The organism is Stutzerimonas stutzeri (assembly GCF_024448895.1).
In the GTDB taxonomy this organism is placed as follows: Bacteria; Pseudomonadota; Gammaproteobacteria; order Pseudomonadales; family Pseudomonadaceae; genus Stutzerimonas; species Stutzerimonas stutzeri_Q.
In genome coordinates this window covers 97,410-117,470 of record NZ_JAMOIC010000018.1, presented here as the reverse complement: position 1 = coordinate 117,470, position 20,061 = coordinate 97,410, and the positions used below count along the sequence as shown (strand labels likewise).

The window sequence follows — 20,061 nt, the reverse complement described above, 5'->3', positions numbered from 1 at the left end:
GAAAGCTGCCCGTCTTAACCGGCAGCAACCGGACAAGAGCTGCCTTTGCGTCACTCGATCGATCCGGATCCTCAGGATTGCAGCAGTTCGCGCATGGCTGAGAACACTTGCGCCATGGCGTCGGGGTTGCGCCCTGGACCGCCGGCGCAGTGGCCCCAGTCAGACTCCAGTACACGCAGCTCGGCGTTTGGCATTAACGAGGCTTCATGGCGAGCGTCCTCAACGGTGAAATACAGATCGCTGCTGCTGGGCATGATGATCGCTCGCGCCGCCAAGCCGGACAACGCCGCTTCCAGGCTGGCCACATTTAGCAGCTTTGCTGGGTCAGCTGATTGCCAGGTGTCCAGCACGCAGAGCAGGTCGTTGGCGTCCTGCTCCAGATGATCCTGTTCCCAGAAGTCGAGCAATGCCTCGACGCTGTCGAAGCCCAATTCCCTCCATTGTTCGGTGCGAAAGAATGCCTGTGAGTAAGCCCAGCCGGCGTACACACGACCGAACGCCCGCAAGCCGCGCTCGGGCGGAGTGCCATAGCGCCCGCCCTGCCAGCTCGCATCGGCCTGCAGGGCGGCTTTGACACCTTCCAGGAATACGCGATTGTGCGGCCAGCAGCGGGCCGTGCAGCAGAACGGCAGAATGCGTTCTACCCGATCGGGAAACAGCATCCCCCAGTACAAGGCCTGCATGCCGCCCATAGACCAGCCGGTAACCAGTCGCAACTGCCAATGCAAGCCGAACAGCTGATCGAGCAACATATGTTGCGCCCGTACGTTGTCCGCCAGGCTGATCCGGGGAAAGTCTGCACCGCCCTGCCCTGCAGCCGCCGCGCTAGGCGAACTGGACCAGCCGGCGCCAAATAGATTGGTCAGCACCACACAGTGCTCATCAGCCGCCAGCGGACTTTCTGCACCAAGCAGGGGCAGGCTGCCCCAATGCGTACCACCGTAGTAGCTCGGGATGAGCACGATGTTGTCTTTCAGGGCATTGGGTGACCCCACAACCTGATAGCAGAGACGCGCCTCACGCAGTATCTGCCCGCTGTCGAGTCGCAGGTCGCCCAGTTCGATGAATTGTTTTTTCTTCTCAACTTCAGTCACTTGCGATGCTCCCTTGCTGCAATTCTGTAGGCATCGACAGCCACCGCAGCGGCTTATCTATACACACTGGCATGTATATTGGATGAAGGATTCGTGCCACAGCGCATGACGCTGGCCCGAATTCAGCAAGGGATCTCCCACCATGACGACCTTTCCGCTTTCCCAGATCGACGAACTCAAACAGAGCCTGCAGGACAAGGGCGTGAAGTACGCCATGGCCAGCTATGTGGACCTGCACGGAGTCATCAAAGGCAAGTTCGTGCCGCTCGCCCATCTCGGGCAGATGCTGCGTGGATCAGAGCTGTATACCGGTGCCGCGCTGGACGGCGTGCCGCAGGACATCAGCGATAACGAAGTGGCTGCAATGCCGGATCCAGCCACCGCGACCCAGTGCAGCTGGAACCGCGACATCGCCTGGTTCGCGAGCGATCTCTACCTGGACGGCAAGCCGTTCGAGGCCTGCTCTCGCGGCATTCTCAAGCGCCAGACCGAAGCGGCCGCCGAACTGGGCTACAGCTTCAACCTCGGTATCGAAACTGAATTCTTCCTGTTCAAGGACACGCCGGATGGCGGCTTCGCCCCGATCTCGGAGCGCGACACGGCAGCCAAGCCCTGCTACGACCCCCGCGGGCTGATGGACAATCTGCCGATCATCGACGAGCTGGTCGATGCCATGAACGACATGAGTTGGGGCGTTTATTCCTTCGACCACGAAGACGCCAACGGCCAGTTCGAGACCGACTTCAAATACACCGACGCCCTCGGTATGGCCGACCGCTTCGTATTCTTCCGCATGATGGCCAACGAGATCGCCCGTAAACACGGCGCTTTTGCCACCTTCATGCCCAAGCCGTCTGCCAACCGCACAGGCAGCGGCGCGCACTACAACATGTCGCTGGCCGACATCGGTACCGGCAAGAACCTGTTCGAGGTCGACGGCGAGGACCCGCACGGCTGTGGCGTGACACCGCTGGCCTATCACTTCATCGCGGGCGTACTGAAGCACGCCAAAGCGATCTGCGCAGTCATTGCGCCGACGGTTAACAGCTACAAGCGATTGGTGCACAAGGGCGCGATGTCCGGCTCTACCTGGGCGCCGGTTTTTTGCTGCTACGGCAACAACAACCGCACCAACATGCTGCGCATCCCGTCCCAGGGCGCTCGCGTTGAATGTCGCGCGGCAGACATCGCCTGCAACCCTTACCTGGGCGCAGCGATGATTCTTGCCGCGGGGCTGGAAGGCGTGCGCGAGAAGCTCGACCCCGGCCAGCCGCACCGCGAAAACATGTACCACTACAGCGAACAGGAAGTGGCGCAGATGGGGATCGAGACCCTGCCACGCACGCTGAGCGAAGCCATAGACGCCTTCGAGGCGGACCCGCTGTCACGCCAGGTGTTCGGCGACGCCATGTACAAGGCCTTCGTCGACTACAAGCGTGATGAGTGGAATGCCTATCACACCCACGTTTCCGACTGGGAAATCCAGCGCTATCTGAAATTCTTTTGATCGATGAAAAGGAGATTCACCATGCAAACGAACACATTCAAGCGGGCGCTATGCGCTGGTGCGGTCATCTTTGCTGCCCTCTCCCCCTTCGCCGCACAGGCGGAGGAGAAAACGTCATTCGATATTGCCTGGACCATCTACGCCGGCTGGATGCCATGGAAGTACGCCGACGAGTCGGGAATCATGAAGAAATGGGCTGACAAGTACGGCATCGAGGTGAACATCACCCAGGTCAACGACTACGTCGAATCCATCAACCAGTACACCGCCGGCCAGTTCGACGGAGTGGTTGCCACCAGCATGGATGGACTGTCGATTCCGGCGGCAGGTGGAGTCGATACGACAGCGCTGATCGTCGGGGACTATTCAAACGGCAACGACGGCATGGTGATGAAGGACAGCAGTGACCTGAAGAGCCTTAAAGGTCAGCAGATCCATCTGGTCGAGCTTTCCGTTTCCCATTACCTGCTGGCCCAGGCGCTGGATAGCGTGGGCATGAGCGAGCGTGACGTACAGGTGGTGAACACCTCTGACGCCGACCTGGTCGCGGCCTTCAGTACGGACGACGTGCGCAACGTCGTGACCTGGAATCCGCTGCTGGACGAAGTGGCCGCCATGCCCGGCGCGCACGAGACGTTCGATTCCAGCCAGATCCCCGGCCACATCAAGGACCTGACCATCGTCAACAGCGAAACCCTCGCCGATAATCCTGACTTCGGCAAAGCCGTGGTCGGCGCCTGGTATGAAGTAATGGCGATTCTGCAAAGCGACACCGAAGAAGGCGCAAAGGCCCGTGCGTCACTGGGCGAAGCGTCGGGCACCGATCAGGCCGGTTACGAAAGCCAACTCAAGGGCATGAAGATGTTCTGGACGCCGGCCGACTCGCTGGCGTTCATCGAAAGTGACGAGGCGTATCAGGCCATGGATAGCGTTCGCCAGTTCTCATTCGATCACGGTCTGCTCGGTGACGGTGCGGACTCGGTAGACTTCATCGGCATCAGCATGCCGGGCGAAAAGTTGCTCGGCTCGGATGCCAACGTCAAACTGCGCTTTGATACCACTTACATGCAGATGGCGGCTGACGGAAAGCTCTGACCGACAATTGCTTCCGTCGGTACTCAAGGCGAAAACCACCAGATCGGGTTTCCACATGCGTGTGGGAACCCGATGTATTTCCTACCCCAATCGATCAAGCCCATGCGCCGTACCAAAGAAGACGCCGAGCAGACTCGCCTGAAGATCATCGCCGCTGCGCTGGAGCTGTTCAGCAAGAACGGCTATTCCAATACGACCTTGGCCATGATCGCAGACGAAGCGGGCTTCAGCCGGGGGCCGATCTACTGGCACTTCAAGAATAAGGATGAGTTGTATCAGGCAGTGCTCGGCTTCTCCCAGGAACCACTGGAGCGGTTGATCGAGCAGAGCCAGGCGATCTCGGATCAGCCGCTCGATGCGATCGAACATCTCATCAGCGAGTGGTTTCGCCTGCTGGTGGAAAACCGCTGGCATCGACAGTCGTTCGAGATTCTTCTGAACAAGACCGAGCTAACCGAGCAGATGGCCGACACGCTCAAACGCGAGCGCAAACTGACCCGTGAGATCGTACAGCTGCTAAAACAGCTCATCGCCGCCGCTTACCCGGATGCAGAATCGCCCGATGCCGGTCAGTCCCAAGCAGTCTTTCTCTACTCAAGCCTGATGGGCATCACCCATAGCTGGCTGTTCTCCCCCAAGCTGTTCAGCCTCAAGGCGCAACGCGAATTTTTTACTGCGCGTTTGCTTGCGAGCATCGCGCCGCTCAAGCAGGCGTGACGCGCTGAGCACCCAGCATTAAGCACCGTTCGACTTATTGCGAATCGATCCAAGGCGAACGGACCTTTGCAAGCAGGCCAGAGGCTTGATTGTCCGCGGGGCTAAGGCAGCGGCCAGGCCTGGGATTAATCCGCCGTTCATCATCTATCCATCGGACGATGTATAGCGACACATAACCGAGGCGGCTAGAAGACGGGTTCCTTCACTCAAGGGACTCTGAACATGCACACAACAAAAACGATGCTGGCCGCAGCCATATCGCTGCTCGTGGCTACACAAGCATTAGCCGCCAGCGAGTCGACGCAGGAACAGACTGGCTCAGATAACTATGCAGACGTCATGCAGTCTGGGAATGACAACCGCATCAGCCAGATTCAGGACGGCATTGGCAACGTCGTTTACACCACTCAGAGTTGGTTCGGAAATTCGGCTGAAAGTGACCAGACCGGCAACGGCAACATCTCGACCACCGAACAGAGCGGCGCTAGCGGTGAGGTCAGCATCAGCCAGGATGGTGATTTCAACCTCGCGACCGTCGGCCAATTCTCTCAGGAAGTGGGTAACTCCGCAGCGATCACCCAGGTCGGCGTTAGCAACCTTGCGTACATTGAGCAGCTGGACCCGGAGGGCGACGCGAGCAACGCTACGATCAGCCAGGACGGGGAGAACAACGTCACGGAGTTGTTTCAGGAAGGTAAGGGAAACCGCTACGAAGGCGTGCAGGTCGGAAACGGCAACATTGCCTATGTTGAGCAGACGGGTGGAGCGGTTGCAGACACCGAGCAAACCGGGACCAACAATACAATCACACTGAGCCAGGACGGCTTCCCCTACGGCGCCAAAGCTTCGATCAGCCAGAACGGCACGGGCAACGAGGCAACACTCGATCAGCTTTCAGGCGGTCGTTATGCCGCTGGCGAGGTTGATCTCGTGCAGATTGGCAATTACAACAGCATGGATGTAGTGGAAACAGGTGGATTTTCCACTTTCTCGTTCACCCAGGACGGAACGGGTAATGAGCTTACAGCCACGCAAGGCGGTCGCACCACGAGCGTCGAAGGCCGTTCGACCGGCGACTTCAACCGGGTGGACATCGAGCAGAGCTTCGATGGCAGCAGCTTAGTCATCGATCAGGACGGCACCTCCAACGAGATCGACGTGGTGCAATCGGGCTACTACCGCAGCGGCACTATCGAGCAGGTCGGCACCGAGAACTACGCCTCGCTGATTCAGACCGGAGGCCTCGACAGCGTGCCCCAATACGATGCGGTAATCAGGCAGGAGGGAACTGGCAACTCGGCATTCGTCACCCAGGGCCCATGATCTGCCGGCGATGACGAGCGCACCGCACTGCGCTGGCCGTTAGAGAAATCGCGTCCTGATGAGTCGCCCTCATCGGGACGCCAGCGCCGAGAGCACTACCTGCTCCAGATCGCCGAAGAAAAAGGGCTTCTGCAACGTTGGGACCTCTGCATAGCGCGGGTCCATTCCGGCTTTGCCGTAGCCGGTCGCGAAAATCAGTGGAATTCCGCGCTCGATCAGCCGATCGGCAATAGGGAAACTGCTCACCCCATCCAGATTGACGTCCAGCACCGCCAGGTCGTAGTGACCATGTTCGGCGGTCTGCATCGCATCATCGAAACGCTGCACGAGCTCAACGGAGCTGCAGCCGATATCCTGCAGCATGTCCTCAAGCAACATGCCCACCAATGCCTCGTCTTCGATGACCAGCACTTTTGCACATTCAATGGTCATTCAGCGGCACCTCTATATCGCACAACAATCCAGTCTTCAGGTACGCCAGACGCACGTCGGCGTTCAATTCGCCGGCCAAACCAAGTTCCAGCAAGCGCGAGCCGAAGCCCTTTCGTGTCGGCGGCTCGACTGGCGGGCCGCCGACCTCCTCCCAGTGGATCTGCAAGAGAGGCGTGTCTTCATCCTCTAATACCTGCCAGTGCAGCCTTATCTGACCGAGATGAGTCGACAGCGCGCCATATTTGGACGCATTGGTGCAGAGTTCGTGCAGTGCCATGGCCAATGCCAGGGCCTGCTTGGGACGCAGCCGTTGCGTCGGTCCCTGAATCGCGAAACGCTGCTGACCGCGAGCCTGGAACGGAGCCGCCACCTGATCGACCACTTCGTACAGGTCTGCCGCTTGCCAATTTTCACGCGACAGCACGTCGTGTGCCTTGGACAGGGCAATCAGCCGCCCTTCGAACCAGGGATAACTCTGGTTCTCCACGTCCCGACGAAAGCTATGCGCGGCAATGGATTGAACGGTCGCCAGGGTGTTCTTGACCCGATGGTTCAGCTCGTTGAGCAGCAGTTGGCGATGGTCCTCGGCAATCTTGCGCTCGGTTATATCCACCAGCATGTTGACGGCGCCTACTACGTCGCCATCGATGTTGCGCAACGGGGCCGGATACGCCAGAAAAGGCACACGGCTCCCATCCGGTCGTTCTGCCAGCGCCTCGGCACCCTGTATCGCACGGCCCTCGGCCAACGCAACCGCCATAGGGCACTCGGGATAGCTCATGGGCTTGCCGTCCGGCCAATACAGGCGCCAGGTCACGCACCAATCGTCAGCCCCTATGGTCGGCACCCTTCCCGCCAGGTCGACGCAAGCCGGGTTGAAATAGGTGATCTTGCCCGCCGCGTCGGCGGTGTACACAGCGGTAGGCAAAGCATCCAGCAGATCCCGAAGGCGTTGCTCGGCCTCACTGTTGGCGATCTCCAGGCGCTTGCGCTCGGTGATATCCCGCGTCACCGCCAGTTGCACAAAGCCGCCGTGATCTTCGCCATCGGCAGGGAGGGTCATGGGCACCGCGTGGGTTTCCATATGCCGCCTGTTGCCCGTGAGGCTGATGATGTCGAACTCCCAGCTAAGCTTTTCCCCGGCGCAGACTCGCTGGTGCTGTTCGCGCCAGTGCGCCTGATGCTCAGGGGCGATCAACGCGAAGACTTCCTGACCTTCGACGTCTTCGGAACTGCTGGCTTCCAGCATCCTCAGGCCTGCTGGATTCATCTGCACCAACATGCCGTTTCGATCGACGACCTTCACACATTCGGGTGTGTTCTCGACGATCGCGCTCAGCCATTCGACGTTACGGCGCCGGTCCGCGCTCGCTTCGCGCGTTGGCGTATGGGCCTGAAAACAGATGACCGCTCCTGTTATCTGCCCGGCCTCATTGCGCAACGCTTCGATATTCGCCAGCACCGAAACTGAAGTGTCATCAGGGCATAGGATGGCTAGCGGCACATCCACCCCGCTCCGTCCGGTACGAAGCGTATGGGCCAGCGGCGTGTCAGTCAGAGGCTGCAACTGACCGTCATCGGAGAGGATTCGCAAACGCCCGGCTTCCGCCAGACCACCGCCACAAAGTCGATCGGCCAGGTCGTTGTATCGCAGTACCGCACCGTCTGCATCGAGCGTGCAGACAGCCATCGGCAGTACGTTGATCAGCGCCTCGTCAAAAGGCACCGGTTGTTCGATGCACTCGGTTGTGGAGTGCTCGACGCGGGGATCTGCATTAAGCATCTGTACCTATTCCGGCGAATCGATCAGTCAGCCCTGCCGACTCTCTTCGCTTCTTCAACCCTGTAACGACCAGCAGCGAAAGCTTGAGACACGGCAGTTTTGCACGGCGATCTAACTGTGTATTTCTGCAGAGCAGCTATGCAGCAACCCGCATTGATGTTGGCAATTTTGCACTCTAGGATCAGGACAACATGATCCGTCTGATCCAATAACAACTAACGCTAGGACCCGCCATGACCCAGTCAAGTGCCATCCCAACTGTCAAACTCCTGATCGGCGGTGAGCTGGTCGAGTCGTCTACCACCGAGTGGCGCGACATTGTGAACCCGGCCACGCAAGAGGTTCTGGCACGCGTTCCCTTCGCAACCGAAGCGGAAATGAACGCTGCGGTAGCCAGCGCCAAGGAAGCCTTCAAGACCTGGCGCAAGACCCCCATCGGCGCGCGCTCGCGGATCTTTCTGAAGTACCAGCAACTGATTCGCGAAAATATGAAGGAGCTGGCGGCGATCCTTACTGCCGAGCAGGGCAAGACCCTGCCGGACGCCGAGGGGGATGTGTTCCGCGGCCTGGAAGTGGTCGAGCACGCTGCCGGCATCGGCAATCTGCAGCTGGGCGAACTGGCCAACAATGTTGCAACGGGCGTGGACACCTACACCTTGCTGCAGCCACTGGGCGTCTGTGCTGGTATTACCCCGTTCAACTTCCCGGCAATGATCCCGCTGTGGATGTTCCCGATGGCCATCGCCACCGGCAATACCTTCGTCCTCAAGCCCTCCGAGCAGGACCCGATGGTAACCATGCGCCTGGCGGAGCTGGCCATGGAAGCCGGTGTTCCACCAGGCGTGCTCAACGTCATTCATGGCGGCGCCGATGCGGTGAACCTGATCTGCGACCACCCGGACATCAAGGCTGTCTCCTTCGTCGGCTCGACCAAGGTCGGTACGCACGTTTACAACCGCGCCAGCCAGGGCGGCAAGCGTGTGCAATGCATGATGGGTGCGAAGAACCACGGCATCATCCTGGCCGATGCACACAAAGAACAAACCCTCAACAACCTGACCGGCGCTGCATTTGGCGCGGCCGGTCAGCGCTGCATGGCGCTGTCGGTGCTGATCCTCGTGGGCGAAGCAAACAACTGGCTGCCGGATCTGATCGCCAAAGCCAAGACACTGAAAGTCAACGCCGGCGCCGAAAACGGCACCGATGTCGGCCCGGTGGTGTCCTGCGCGGCGCTGGATCGCATCAGCTCGCTCATCGAGCGCGGCGTGTCGGAAGGCGCGGAATTGGTGCTGGACGGTCGCAACCCACAGGTCGCGGGATACGACAGCGGCAACTTCGTAGGCCCAACCATCTTCTCCGGCGTGAAGCCCGAAATGAGCATCTACCGCGAGGAGATCTTCGGGCCGGTGCTTTGCGTGATGCAGGTCGATACCTTGGACGAGGCCATCGAGCTGATCAACGCCAACCCCAACGGCAACGGCACCGCCCTCTTCACCCGCTCCGGCGCCGCGGCGCGGCATTTCCAGGAGGAAATCGACGTCGGCCAGGTAGGCATCAACGTGCCGATTCCGGTGCCCGTACCGATGTTCTCCTTCACCGGGTCCCGCGCCTCCAAGCTTGGCGACCTCGGCCCGTACGGCAAGCAGGTGGTGCAGTTCTACACTCAGACCAAGACCATCACTCAGCGCTGGTTCGACGAGAATGAAGTCGGCGGGCCGGTGAATACCACCATCAACCTCAAGTAAACGGATCGGCGCCAACCACTGGGTGGCGCCGCTTCAGCCGTCAATCAAGAACAAGAAGGAAACGGCCATGCATATCGGTTTTCTAGGGCTCGGCAACATGGGCGGGCCTATGGCGCGCAACCTGCTCAAGGCCGGCCATCAGGTCACGGTCTTCGATCTCTCCGCTGAGGCGGTTTCTGGCCTTGTCGAAGCCGGCGCGAAAGAAGCGACGTCACCTGCAGCGGTTGCGCGAGCAGGCGTCGACGCCATCATCACCATGCTGCCCGCCGCTGCGCACGTAAAGCAGGTCTACCTCGGCGAAGACGGATTACTGGCACAGGTTCCGGCCGGGGTGCTGCTGATCGACTCCTCCACCATCGATCCAATGTCGGCACGTGAAGTGGCTGCTGCGGCTGCGAAGAATGGCAATCCGATGCTCGACGCGCCGGTGTCCGGCGGTACCGTCGGCGCGGCCGCTGGCACGCTGACCTTCATGGTCGGCGGCAGCGAGGCGGACTTCCAGAAGGCCCAGCCGATCCTCGCGACGATGGGCAAGAACATCGTTCACTGCGGCGACACCGGCAATGGTCAGGTCGCCAAGGTCGCCAACAACATGCTGCTGGGCATCTCGATGATTGGCGTGGCTGAAGCCATGTCCCTCGGCGTTGCGCTGGGGATGGACGCCAAGGTCCTCGCAGGCATCATCAATTCCTCCAGTGGCCGCTGCTGGGCATCGGAGATCAACAACCCCTTCCCTGGCGTGCTGGAAAACGGCCCGGCCTCGCGCGGGTACACCGGCGGTTTCGGCACCGACCTCATGCTAAAGGACCTCGGACTGGCCAGCGAAGCGGCCAAACAAGTGCACCAGCCGGTTATCCTCGGCGGTCTCGCGCAGCAGCTGTACCAGGCCTTCAGCGTGCAGGGCCATGGTGCACTGGACTTCTCCGCGATCATCAAACTCTACCGCCAAGAGGATTAAACATGACCCAGGCAGAAGCGCCGGTACTGATCGAGGTTCGCAATCGCGTCGGCTATCTCACCCTCAACCGACCCGCCGGGCTGAATGCCGTCACCCTCGAGATGGTGCGGATGCTCCACCGGCAATTGCAGGAGTGGGCCGATGAACAAGAGGTAGTTGCCGTGGTGCTCCGTGGCGCTGGCGAGAAAGCCTTTTGCGCCGGCGGCGACATCCGCTCGTTGTACGACAGCTATCAGAACGGCGACAGCCTGCACTGCGAGTTCTTCGAGGAAGAATACGCACTGGATCAGTACATCCATGCGTACAGCAAACCGCTGATGGCGTTGATGAACGGCTTCGTACTCGGTGGCGGCATGGGCCTGGTTCAGGGCGCCTCGCTGCGAGTGATTTCCGACCGAACGCGGATGGGCATGCCGGAAGTCGGTATTGGCTATTTCCCAGATGTCGGCGGCAGCTACTTCCTGTCTCGCCTGCCGAATAACCTTGGCATCTACATGGGCCTGACCGGCAACCATGTGGGGTCGGCTGATGCGTTGTATGCAGGCCTTGCCGACTGCTGCGTCCCCTACGAACGCTTCGCCGAGCTGGAACAGCAACTGGATAAGCAGGACTGGAAAGCACCTGCCGAGGGCACGTTGACCGCGCTGCTCAAGGACATGGGTAGCACTGAATTGCCGGACGCCCCCTTCAAGATGCTTGCGCCCGCCATCGAACAGCATTTCGCCCACGACACCGTCATCGCCATCCGCCAATCGCTCGCTGGGGAAAACCGTCCGGAATACCGCGACTGGGCGGCAGAAACGCTCAAGGTCATCGACAGCCGCTCGCCGCTGTCAGTCAGCGTCACGCTGGAAATGCTCCGCCGGGGCCGAACGCTGTCACTGGCCGAGTGCTTTGCCATGGAGCTGCATCTGGACCGTCAGTGGTTCGACGGCGGCGACATCATCGAAGGCGTTCGCGCGCTGATCGTCGACAAGGACAAGAATCCACGCTGGAACCCGCCTACGCTCGATGAAGTGACGTCCGAGCGCGTGGCGGCCTTCTTCGCCGGCGTCTGAGGAGCTGCACATGCAAGACATCGAACTGACCGAAGAACAGCGGATGATCCGCGACATGGCGCGTGACTTCGCCCGCGCCGAAATCGCCCCCAAGGCCCAAGCCTGGGAAAAAGCCGGCTGGATTGGCGACGACACCGTGACTCAACTGGGCGACCTCGGCCTGCTGGGCATGATCGTCCCCGAGCAATGGGGCGGCACCTACATTGATTACGTCGCCTATGCCCTGGCGGTCGAGGAAATCTCGGCCGGTGACGGCGCGATTGGCGCGCTGATGAGCATTCACAGCTCGGTCGGGTGCGGCCCCATTCTCAAATACGGCACGCCCGAGCAGCAGGATGAATGGCTGCCGGATCTGGCAGCCGGTCGTGCCATCGGCTGCTTCGCCCTGACCGAGCCCCAGGCCGGCTCCGAAGCACACAACCTGCGCACCCGCGCCGTGCTGCAAAACGGCGAGTGGGTGATCAACGGCGCCAAGCAGTTCGTCAGCAACGGCAAGCGCGCCAAGATCGCCATCGTCTTCGCCGTCACCGATCCGGACCTGGGCAAGAAAGGCCTGTCCGCGTTTCTGGTGCCCACCGATAACCCCGGTTTCGTCGTCGATCGCATGGAAAGCAAGATGGGCATCCGCGCCTCGGATACCTGCGGCGTGACCCTTCGCGACTGCCGCATCCCCGAAGCCGATTTGCTCGGCCCGCGTGGCAAAGGCCTGGCGATTGCCCTATCGAACCTCGAAGGCGGTCGCATCGGCATCGGCGCCCAAGCGCTGGGTATCGCGCGTGCAGCATTCGAAGCGGCGCTGGGGTATGCCCGCGAACGCATCCAGTTCGACAAGCCGATCATCGAGCACCAGAGCGTGGCGAACATGCTAGCCGACATGCACACCCGGCTCAACGCCGCGCGGCTGTTGATCCTGCATGCCGCCCGCCTGCGCAGCGCCAACCTGCCGTGCCTGTCCGAGGCGTCCCAAGCCAAGCTGTTCGCCTCCGAGGTCGCCGAATACGTGTGCTCCAAGGCCATGCAGATCCACGGTGGCTATGGATATCTGGAGGATTACCCGGTCGAGCGCTACTACCGCGATGCGCGGATTACGCAAATTTATGAAGGTTCTAGCGAAATCCAGCGTCTGCTGATCGCGAGGGAGTTGAATAACTACGGGTTGTGATCGATCTCAGGGGCGGTGAACCACACCTGGGTTTTGCTAATGATCAGCAGAAATCGTCCGGTACGGGATTGCCGGTCGGACTAGGCGCAACCTGCTTTTGAGGAGCCAGCTTGCTGGCGATCAAGGCTTGGCACCAGACGGTGAAGAAGAAACACCTCGAAGCAGTAATCCGAGCGAGATAGCGGCAAGCGCGCCCGCCATCCAGACAACAATAAGAAGGATACGACGATGCTCAAAGGTACGATGCAGCAGACCCCGCTGATGATCAGCGGCATCCTGACCCACGCCGCCTTGGCCCATGGCGATCAGGAAATCGTGTCGCGGCTGGTGGACGAACCCCAATGGCGTTACGACTACGCCGGCCTCGCGAGGCGCGCCGGTCAGGCCGCTGCCATGCTGCGCAGCCTCGGCGTGCAGCCGGGCGATCTGGTGTCATCCATGGCCTGGAACACCCATCGACACTTCGAGCTGTTCTTCGCCGTACCTGGCATAGGTGCCGTGTTGCATACCGCCAATCCACGGCTGTCCGACGAGCAGATCATCTACACCTTGAACCACGCCGGGAGCGGCGTGCTGCTGTTCGATCGCAGCTTTCTCGCGGTGGTCGAGCGCGTACGACCACGGCTGGAACACATCCACACCTTCATCATGCTCTCTGATGAGCAACGCACGGACCCAGGCGAAGTGGGTGCGCTCAGTTATGAAGCCTTGATCGCCAAGCAGGCACCCGTCACCGAGTGGCCGCAGTTCGATGAGAACGCAGGCGCCATGCTCTGCTACACCTCCGGCACTACCGGCAACCCGAAGGGCGTCGTCTACAGTCATCGTTCGGTCGTGCTGCACGCCATGGCTGCCGGGCTTACGGGTGCCTTCGGCTTCTCGGCGTTCGACTGCATCATGCCGTGCTCGTCGCTGTACCACGCCACCGCCTGGGGCGTCCCGTTTACCGCCGCCATCACCGGCTGCAAGTTCGTGCTGCCGTGCGACAAGATGGATGGCGCCTCGCTGCAGGAGTTGATCCAGGCAGAAGGCGTGACCTTCTCCGGCGGTGTGCCGACGATCTGGACCATGTACCTCAATTATCTTGAGCGCACCGGCGAAAGCACGGGCCATCTCAAGTGCCTGGTGATCGCGGGCTCGGCCGTGCCAAGGGCAATGGCCGAGAAGTTCGAGACCCGTTACGGCGTGAGCGTCCGACAGCTCTGGGGCATGACCGAAACCAGCCCGCTGGGCGTAGTCGCCACCCCGACGCCCAAGCTCACCGCCCTCGGCGAGGCTGCAACCAACGAGGCGATCTGGACGCGTCAGGGCCGCTTGCAATTCGGTATCGAGCTGAAAATCGTCGATGAAACGGGCAACGCATTGCCCCATGACGGCGTCAGTTCGGGCGCGCTGCTGGTTCGTGGGCCCTGGACCGTCGAGCGTTATTTCCGCAGCGAAACCAGCGCGTTGGACGACGACGGTTGGTTCGACACCGGGGACATCGCCACCCTCGACCCCAACGGCTACATGCGCATCACCGACCGCAGCAAGGACGTGATCAAGTCCGGCGGAGAGTGGATCAGCTCCATCGACATCGAGAACATCGCCGTAGCCTGCCCAGGTGTGCGCATCGCCGCGGTGGTCGGCGTGACCCACGAGAAATGGGAAGAGCGGCCCATCCTTATCATCGAACCGCACGACGATGCAGAGACGAGCGCCGAAGCGGTCCTCGCCTACCTCGAGCCCCAGATCGTCAAATGGTGGATGCCCGATGCGGTGATTTTCGATTCCGTTCCGCTTACCGCCACCGGCAAGATCGACAAGAAAAACCTGCGTGATCGCTACCGCAGTTATCTCATCGACACGCCAACTGACGAAGCATGCGCCGCGAATGGGACGTCAGTAAGTCGGGCCTGATGGGTATCGCTCCGCACAACGCGATCCTACGAACATCTGCCCCGTAGGATGGGTTGAGCCTGCGATACCCATCGAACCAACAATCCACCCGCCCGCAATCATGCTCCGCAAGCGACACCAGCCCAAAAACCTTAAGGCTTGATGGGTATCGCTCCGCTCAACGCCATCCTACGAACATCTGCCCCGTAGGATGGGTTGAGCCTGCGAAACCCATCGAACCAACATTCCGCCCGCCCGCAATCATGATTCGCAAGCGACACCAGCCACAAACCGTAGGGCTTGATGGGTATCGCTACGCTTAACGCCATCCTACGAACATCTGCCCCGCAGGATGGGTTGAGCCTGCGATACCCATCGAACCAACACTCCACCCGCCCGCATTCATGCTCCGCAAGCGACACCAGCCACAAACCCTAGGGCTTGATGGGTATCGCTGCGCTCAATGCCATCCTACGACGCCTGCCCCGTAGGGTGGGTTGAGCCTGCGATACCCATCGAACAACACTTCGTACGCCCGTAATCATGATTCGCAAGCGACATCAGCCCAAAAACCTAGCGGGGGCTGAGCCTGCGATACCCATTACCGGTACATCACCAGGAGCACCCCATGCCGTTCGATGAAGCTCAACACCGCCAAGGTCCTCTACTCGGCCTGCGCGTGCTGGAATTCGCCAGCATCGGCCCCGGCCCGCACTGCGCGATGCTGCTGGCCGACCTCGGCGCCGAGGTGATTCGCATCGATCGTGAGGGCGGTAATGGTTGGCCCAATCCAGTTGTTGACCGCGGCCGTAAACGGTTAACGCTGGATATCCGCACTGACTCGGGACGTGAACGCTGCCTGTCGCTCGCCGACAAGGCGGATGTGCTGATTGAAGGCTTTCGCCCCGGCGTGATGGAACGTCTTGGGCTCGGGCCGGAGCAGGTGCATGCACGCAATACTCGGCTGGTCTACGGTCGCATGACGGGCTGGGGCCAGACTGGGCCATTGGCCAAAAGCGCCGGGCACGACATCAACTATCTGGCGATCACCGGCGCGCTGGCTGCCATCGGCGGTCGCGAAGGGCCGTCGATACCTCCACTCAATCTTGTCGGCGATTTTGGTGGCGGGTCGTTGTACCTCGCATTTGGCATCATGGCTGCGCTCTGGGAGCGGGAAAGATCCGGCCAAGGCCAGGTGGTCGATGCGGCCATTGTCGACGGGGTGTCTTCGATGATGAGCTTTTTCGCCGGGCTACTGCCCAGCGGCGCCATATCCCTCGAGCGCGACCGCAACCTACTTTCCGGCGCCGCGCCCCATTACCGCTGCTACACCTGCGCAGACGGCCGCGACCTTGCCATCGGCCCGCTGGAGCCGCAGTTTTTCTACGAGCTGATGCAACGAATCGATGCGCCCGAGTCATTACGCGATGGCTGCACCGACCCTGCGCAATGGCGGGAACAAAGCGAACAGCTCGCCGCGCTGTTCGCCAGTCGAACCCAAGCCCAATGGTGCGCCCTGCTCGAAAGCACTGACGCCTGCTTCGCGCCGGTACTCACGCTGGAGGAAGCCGCACAGCATCCGCATATGCGGGAACGTGGCGTTTACCGCGACATCGACGGCGCCCTGCACGCCGCACCCGCTCCACGCTTTTCGCGGACGCCGGGGTCGATAAGAGATTCCGAAGATGCAAGTGGTTGGGATTGATAAGGTGTGGGATGAGGGATCCGTACAGCATAAGAAGCGACCGGGCGGTTCGGCAGAGCGATTTCCATCCAACTGCCCTGGAAACGCTTTTCAACGATCATCCTTGTGAAACAGGCCCGCTATCTCTTGCCCGGCATAGGGTTCAATGCGCGACGCTTAACACCCACCAGACAATCAAGGATCGATCATGTCTGTCATCGCCAAGCATCCTACGTACCTGCTCGCTGCCTTTCTCACGGCCCTATTTGTAACCCCAACGGTTTTAGCTGAAGCCTGTACAGGTGCACCGTGCCTGCTGAAGGCGCGAGACCTTGGTGAAGGTCTTATCTCAACCGCTTTCGTTACTGTCGGGCTACCGTTGATGAGCAGTCACCAGACCACTGAATCTTCCAGCAGTGGTTGGAGTGGATACGCGGCGGCCGTGGCCGACGATGCCGCTGTGGTTGTAGCTAGCCAGGGGGAAATCAAAGGCCCCTATTTCGAATCGGCAAGGCTTCGGTTCAAGGAGCAAGAGAATCCTGCATCGCACCTAGGTGATGTGGAGTTCGCCGCGATGCTTCTAGCGGCCAGTCCCGTGAGTGTCATCAAACGATGAGCATCGATTGGCACAGCGATTCCGTTGGGTGTATGGCGCGTCATCCATCAACCAAGCGACGATGCGGTTCAACGGTGGATCGGTGAAGCATGATCCACCCTACGTCCGCTTGCCCTCCGGGGTGATATCAAACTATGGACTCGCCTGACTCTCCGACACCGTAGGGTGGATGGCGCTTTATCCATCCACCAAAACGACAATGCGGTTCAACGGCGGATCGGTGAAGCGTGATCCACCCTACGTCCTGCATCCCGCCCCGCCCCACCCCACGATTTTCGCGGACGCCGGGGTCGATAAGAGATTCCGTCGAGGCGGCAGAAGGCTGGGACTGATCACTCCCTCCGCCTGACCACCGCCACCGCCACCGTTCGTAGGAGCGAGCTTGCTCGCGATCAGAAAGCTGGAGCCAACCCCGGTGGGCGAATAAATTCGCCCCTACAGATAAGCGGTGCTTCGATTCAGGTGCGGATGCACGTTTTGACGGGTATGCGACGGGCAAACAAGCAGGGCTACGGTCAGTTCCGGACGCGGCTTTGGTAGGGGCGGATTTATTCGCCCGGCGATCTGGGTGAAACCGTCACGCCGGGATTGGCTAACTCGCAGGTTTAGCTCCGAAAGACTGGAGCTCAAACACCTCTGATCCGCCGCTGAGCCATATCTTGGCAAAACGCCTGACGCTCACTCGCCCAGGTTTCGTGCAATCACCAACCGCTGAATGTCGCTGGTGCCCTCGTAGATCTGGCACACCCGCACGTCGCGGTAAATGCGTTCCACTGGGAAATCCTTAAGGTAGCCGTAGCCGCCGAGGGTCTGGATCGCGGCTGAACACACTTTTTCGGCCATTTCCGAAGCGAACAGCTTGGCCATGGACGCTTCCACCAGCGCCGGCTGGCCGGCTTCGCGCAATGCGGCGGCGTGAAGGACCATCTGACGGGCAACGGCGATCTGAGTCGCCATATCGGCTAACCGAAACGCAACCGCCTGATGCTCGCTGATCGCCTTGCCAAACGCCTCACGCTCACGGGCATAGTCGCGAGCTGCTTCGAATGCCGCACGGGCCATGCCGACCGCTTGGGCGGCGATGCCGATGCGCCCGCCTTCAAGGTTTGCCAGGGCGATGCGGTAGCCTTCTCCCTCATCCCCCAACCGCTGGGATTCATGTACGCGCATGTCTTCGAATGCCAGCTGGCAGGTATCCGAGGCGTTCTGTCCGAGCTTGTCCTCGACACGCACGACCTGGTAGCCGGGCGTGTCGGTCGGGACAATGAATGCACTGATGCCGCGCTTGCCAGCCTCGGGATCGGTCACGGCGAACACGATCACCGTGCCGGCGTGCTGCCCCGAGGTGATGAACTGCTTGGCGCCGTTGAGCACGTAACCGTCACCATCACGCCGAGCACGCGTGCGCAAGCTGCTGGCGTCGGAACCCGCATGGGGTTCGGTGAGCGCGAAGGCGCCGATCTGCGCGCCGCTGGCCAATGGCGCCAGGTAGCGCTGCTTCTGCTCCTCGGTGCCAAATCGCAGGATCGGCACGCAACCCACCGAGTTGTGCACGCTCATGATGGTCGAACAGGCACCATCGCCGGCTGCGATTTCCTCCAGCGCGAGTGCATAAGCGATATAGCCAGTCTCGCTGCCACCCCATTGTTCAGGGCAGAGCATGCCGAAAAACCCGAGCTCGGCCATTTCGCGGATCACCTCGGCCGGATAACGGTGTTCGCGGTCCCACTCGGCGGCGAAGGGTTTCAGCCGCTCCTGGGCGAACTGCCGGGCCATGTCACGAATACTGGTTTGATCGTCGTTGAGCAGCATGGCAAATCCTCAGTCCAGCAGTTCGACGGCCATGGCAGTCGCTTCGCCACCACCGATGCAGATGGCCGCAATGCCCTTGCGCAGGCCACGGTCACGCAGCGCGGCGATCAGGGTCACTAGAATCCGCGCACCAGAGGCTCCAATCGGATGCCCCAGCGCACAGGCGCCGCCGTTGACGTTGACCTTGGCGTGATCCAGCCCCAGCTCACGCATGGTGACCATGCTAACCACGGCAAAGGCCTCGTTGATTTCGAACAGATCCACTTCGTCGAGGCTCCAGCCGGTGCGCTCAAGCAACTTGTGGATGGCGCCGATGGGCGCAGTCGGGAACAGATTCGGGGCATCGGCAAACACGGCGTGCCCATGAATCACGGCCTGCGGTTTGAGGCCATGCTGGTCCGCGTATGAGCTGCGCGTCAGCACCAGTGCCGCTGCACCATCGGAGATCGAGCTGGAGTTGGCTGCGGTGACGGTGCCGCCCTCTCGGAACGCCGGCTTGAGGGAAGGAATCTTCTCCGGCATCGCCTTGGGCGGCTGCTCGTCGTCGCGGATAGTGGGCTGCTCGCGTCCCTGCGTGACGTCGAGCGGCACGATTTCAGTGGCAAACCTGCCGCTGGTGATTGCATCGCGGGCACGCTGTAGTGAAGTCAGCGCGTAGGCGTCCTGCTCTTCGCGGCTGAAGCCGTGATTTTGCGCGCAGTCTTCGGCGAAGGTGCCCATCAGTCGACCCTTGTCGTAGGCGTCTTCAAGACCGTCGAGGAACATGTGGTCAAGCACCTTCCCGTGGCCCATGCGATAGCCACTGCGCGCCTTTTCCAGCAGATAGGGGGCGTTGGACATGCTCTCCATGCCGCCCGCGACGATCACGTCGACGCTTCCCGCACGCAATGCGTCATGCGCGAGGATGGCCGCCTGCATTCCGGAGCCGCACATCTTGTTCAGCGTGGTCGAGGCCGTCGCCTTGCCCAGACCGGCGCCAAGCGCGGCCTGACGCGCTGGCGCCTGACCGAGGCCCGCCGGCAGCACGCAGCCCATCAGCACCTCTTGTACCTGTTCAGCTGCGACGCCACTGCGCTCGACCGCCGCGCGAATTGCGGCCGCGCCAAGCTCCGGCGCGCTGACGGATTTCAGATCTCCCTGAAAGCCGCCCATGGGTGTACGGGCGCTGCCCAGAATTACGATTGGATCGGTGTTCAT

The 20,061-nt window shown here is 60.9% G+C and carries 16 protein-coding genes; 11 read left to right on the top strand and 5 right to left on the bottom strand.

The genetic code is table 11. The features are described 5' to 3' along the window. Positions 1-71: 71 nt before the first annotated feature. Entirely contained in the window at positions 72-1,094 is a 1,023-nt protein-coding gene (locus NA619_RS19180; protein ID WP_255963405.1) for an alpha/beta fold hydrolase, read from the bottom strand. A 142-nt stretch (positions 1,095-1,236) separates the two neighbouring features. Between NA619_RS19180 and glnT the strand changes: the two genes are divergently transcribed. The 4 genes from glnT (at position 1,237) to NA619_RS19160 (ending at position 5,736) form a co-directional block, all read left to right on the top strand. After that, on the top strand, positions 1,237-2,601 hold the full coding sequence (glnT, locus tag NA619_RS19175; RefSeq protein ID WP_255963404.1) for a type III glutamate--ammonia ligase: 1,365 nt from the start codon (positions 1,237-1,239) through the stop codon (positions 2,599-2,601). 21 nt (positions 2,602-2,622) lie between these two features. Next, positions 2,623-3,696 carry a putative urea ABC transporter substrate-binding protein gene (locus NA619_RS19170; RefSeq protein WP_255963403.1) on the top strand — a complete coding sequence of 358 codons (1,074 nt, stop codon included), beginning with the start codon at positions 2,623-2,625 and terminating at the stop codon, positions 3,694-3,696. Positions 3,697-3,798: 102 nt separating this feature from the next. Next, complete coding sequence (locus NA619_RS19165; RefSeq protein WP_255963402.1) at positions 3,799-4,413, top strand: TetR family transcriptional regulator; 615 nt, start codon at positions 3,799-3,801, stop codon at positions 4,411-4,413. A 222-nt stretch (positions 4,414-4,635) separates the two neighbouring features. Beyond that, positions 4,636-5,736 (top strand): hypothetical protein, encoded by a 1,101-nt coding sequence (locus tag NA619_RS19160; protein ID WP_255963401.1) that lies wholly within the window; start codon positions 4,636-4,638, stop codon positions 5,734-5,736. Positions 5,737-5,805: 69 nt separating this feature from the next. Here the strand turns inward: NA619_RS19160 and NA619_RS19155 are convergent, their stop codons facing one another. Next, complete coding sequence (locus NA619_RS19155) at positions 5,806-6,168, bottom strand: response regulator (RefSeq protein ID WP_200598823.1); 363 nt, start codon at positions 6,166-6,168, stop codon at positions 5,806-5,808. Beyond that, positions 6,158-7,951 (bottom strand): PAS domain-containing protein, encoded by a 1,794-nt coding sequence (locus NA619_RS19150; RefSeq protein ID WP_255963400.1) that lies wholly within the window; start codon positions 7,949-7,951, stop codon positions 6,158-6,160. Before NA619_RS19150 ends, NA619_RS19155 begins: the two co-directional genes overlap by 11 nt. A gap of 233 nt (positions 7,952-8,184) precedes the next feature. Here NA619_RS19150 and NA619_RS19145 point away from each other — a divergent pair, with 233 nt between their 5' ends. The 7 genes from NA619_RS19145 (at position 8,185) to NA619_RS19115 (ending at position 17,052) form a co-directional block, all read left to right on the top strand. Further along, positions 8,185-9,696: a CoA-acylating methylmalonate-semialdehyde dehydrogenase gene (locus NA619_RS19145; RefSeq protein WP_255963399.1), complete on the top strand. Its 1,512-nt coding sequence runs from the start codon at positions 8,185-8,187 to the stop codon at positions 9,694-9,696. 67 nt (positions 9,697-9,763) lie between these two features. Beyond that, complete coding sequence (gene mmsB, locus NA619_RS19140; protein ID WP_255963398.1) at positions 9,764-10,654, top strand: 3-hydroxyisobutyrate dehydrogenase; 891 nt, start codon at positions 9,764-9,766, stop codon at positions 10,652-10,654. Between the two features lie 2 nt (positions 10,655-10,656). Continuing rightward, positions 10,657-11,712 (top strand): enoyl-CoA hydratase/isomerase family protein, encoded by a 1,056-nt coding sequence (locus tag NA619_RS19135; RefSeq protein WP_255963397.1) that lies wholly within the window; start codon positions 10,657-10,659, stop codon positions 11,710-11,712. 10 nt (positions 11,713-11,722) lie between these two features. Further along, the gene (locus tag NA619_RS19130) at positions 11,723-12,874 is read left to right on the top strand and encodes an acyl-CoA dehydrogenase family protein (RefSeq protein ID WP_255963396.1); all 1,152 of its coding nucleotides are present in this window, start codon (positions 11,723-11,725) and stop codon (positions 12,872-12,874) included. 228 nt (positions 12,875-13,102) lie between these two features. After that, positions 13,103-14,773, top strand: coding sequence for a long-chain fatty acid--CoA ligase (locus tag NA619_RS19125; protein ID WP_423836850.1), 1,671 nt, complete (start codon positions 13,103-13,105; stop codon positions 14,771-14,773). A gap of 607 nt (positions 14,774-15,380) precedes the next feature. After that, positions 15,381-16,457, top strand: a complete 1,077-nt coding sequence (locus NA619_RS19120; protein ID WP_255963395.1) for a CaiB/BaiF CoA transferase family protein — start codon at positions 15,381-15,383, stop codon at positions 16,455-16,457. Between the two features lie 187 nt (positions 16,458-16,644). Continuing rightward, the gene (locus tag NA619_RS19115; protein ID WP_255963394.1) at positions 16,645-17,052 is read left to right on the top strand and encodes a DUF2388 domain-containing protein; all 408 of its coding nucleotides are present in this window, start codon (positions 16,645-16,647) and stop codon (positions 17,050-17,052) included. 678 nt (positions 17,053-17,730) lie between these two features. On the opposite strand, the gene NA619_RS19110 is transcribed toward NA619_RS19115, so the two are convergent. After that, entirely contained in the window at positions 17,731-18,864 is a 1,134-nt protein-coding gene (locus NA619_RS19110; protein ID WP_255963393.1) for an acyl-CoA dehydrogenase, read from the bottom strand. A gap of 9 nt (positions 18,865-18,873) precedes the next feature. Then, positions 18,874-20,061: an acetyl-CoA C-acyltransferase gene (locus tag NA619_RS19105; protein WP_255963392.1), complete on the bottom strand. Its 1,188-nt coding sequence runs from the start codon at positions 20,059-20,061 to the stop codon at positions 18,874-18,876.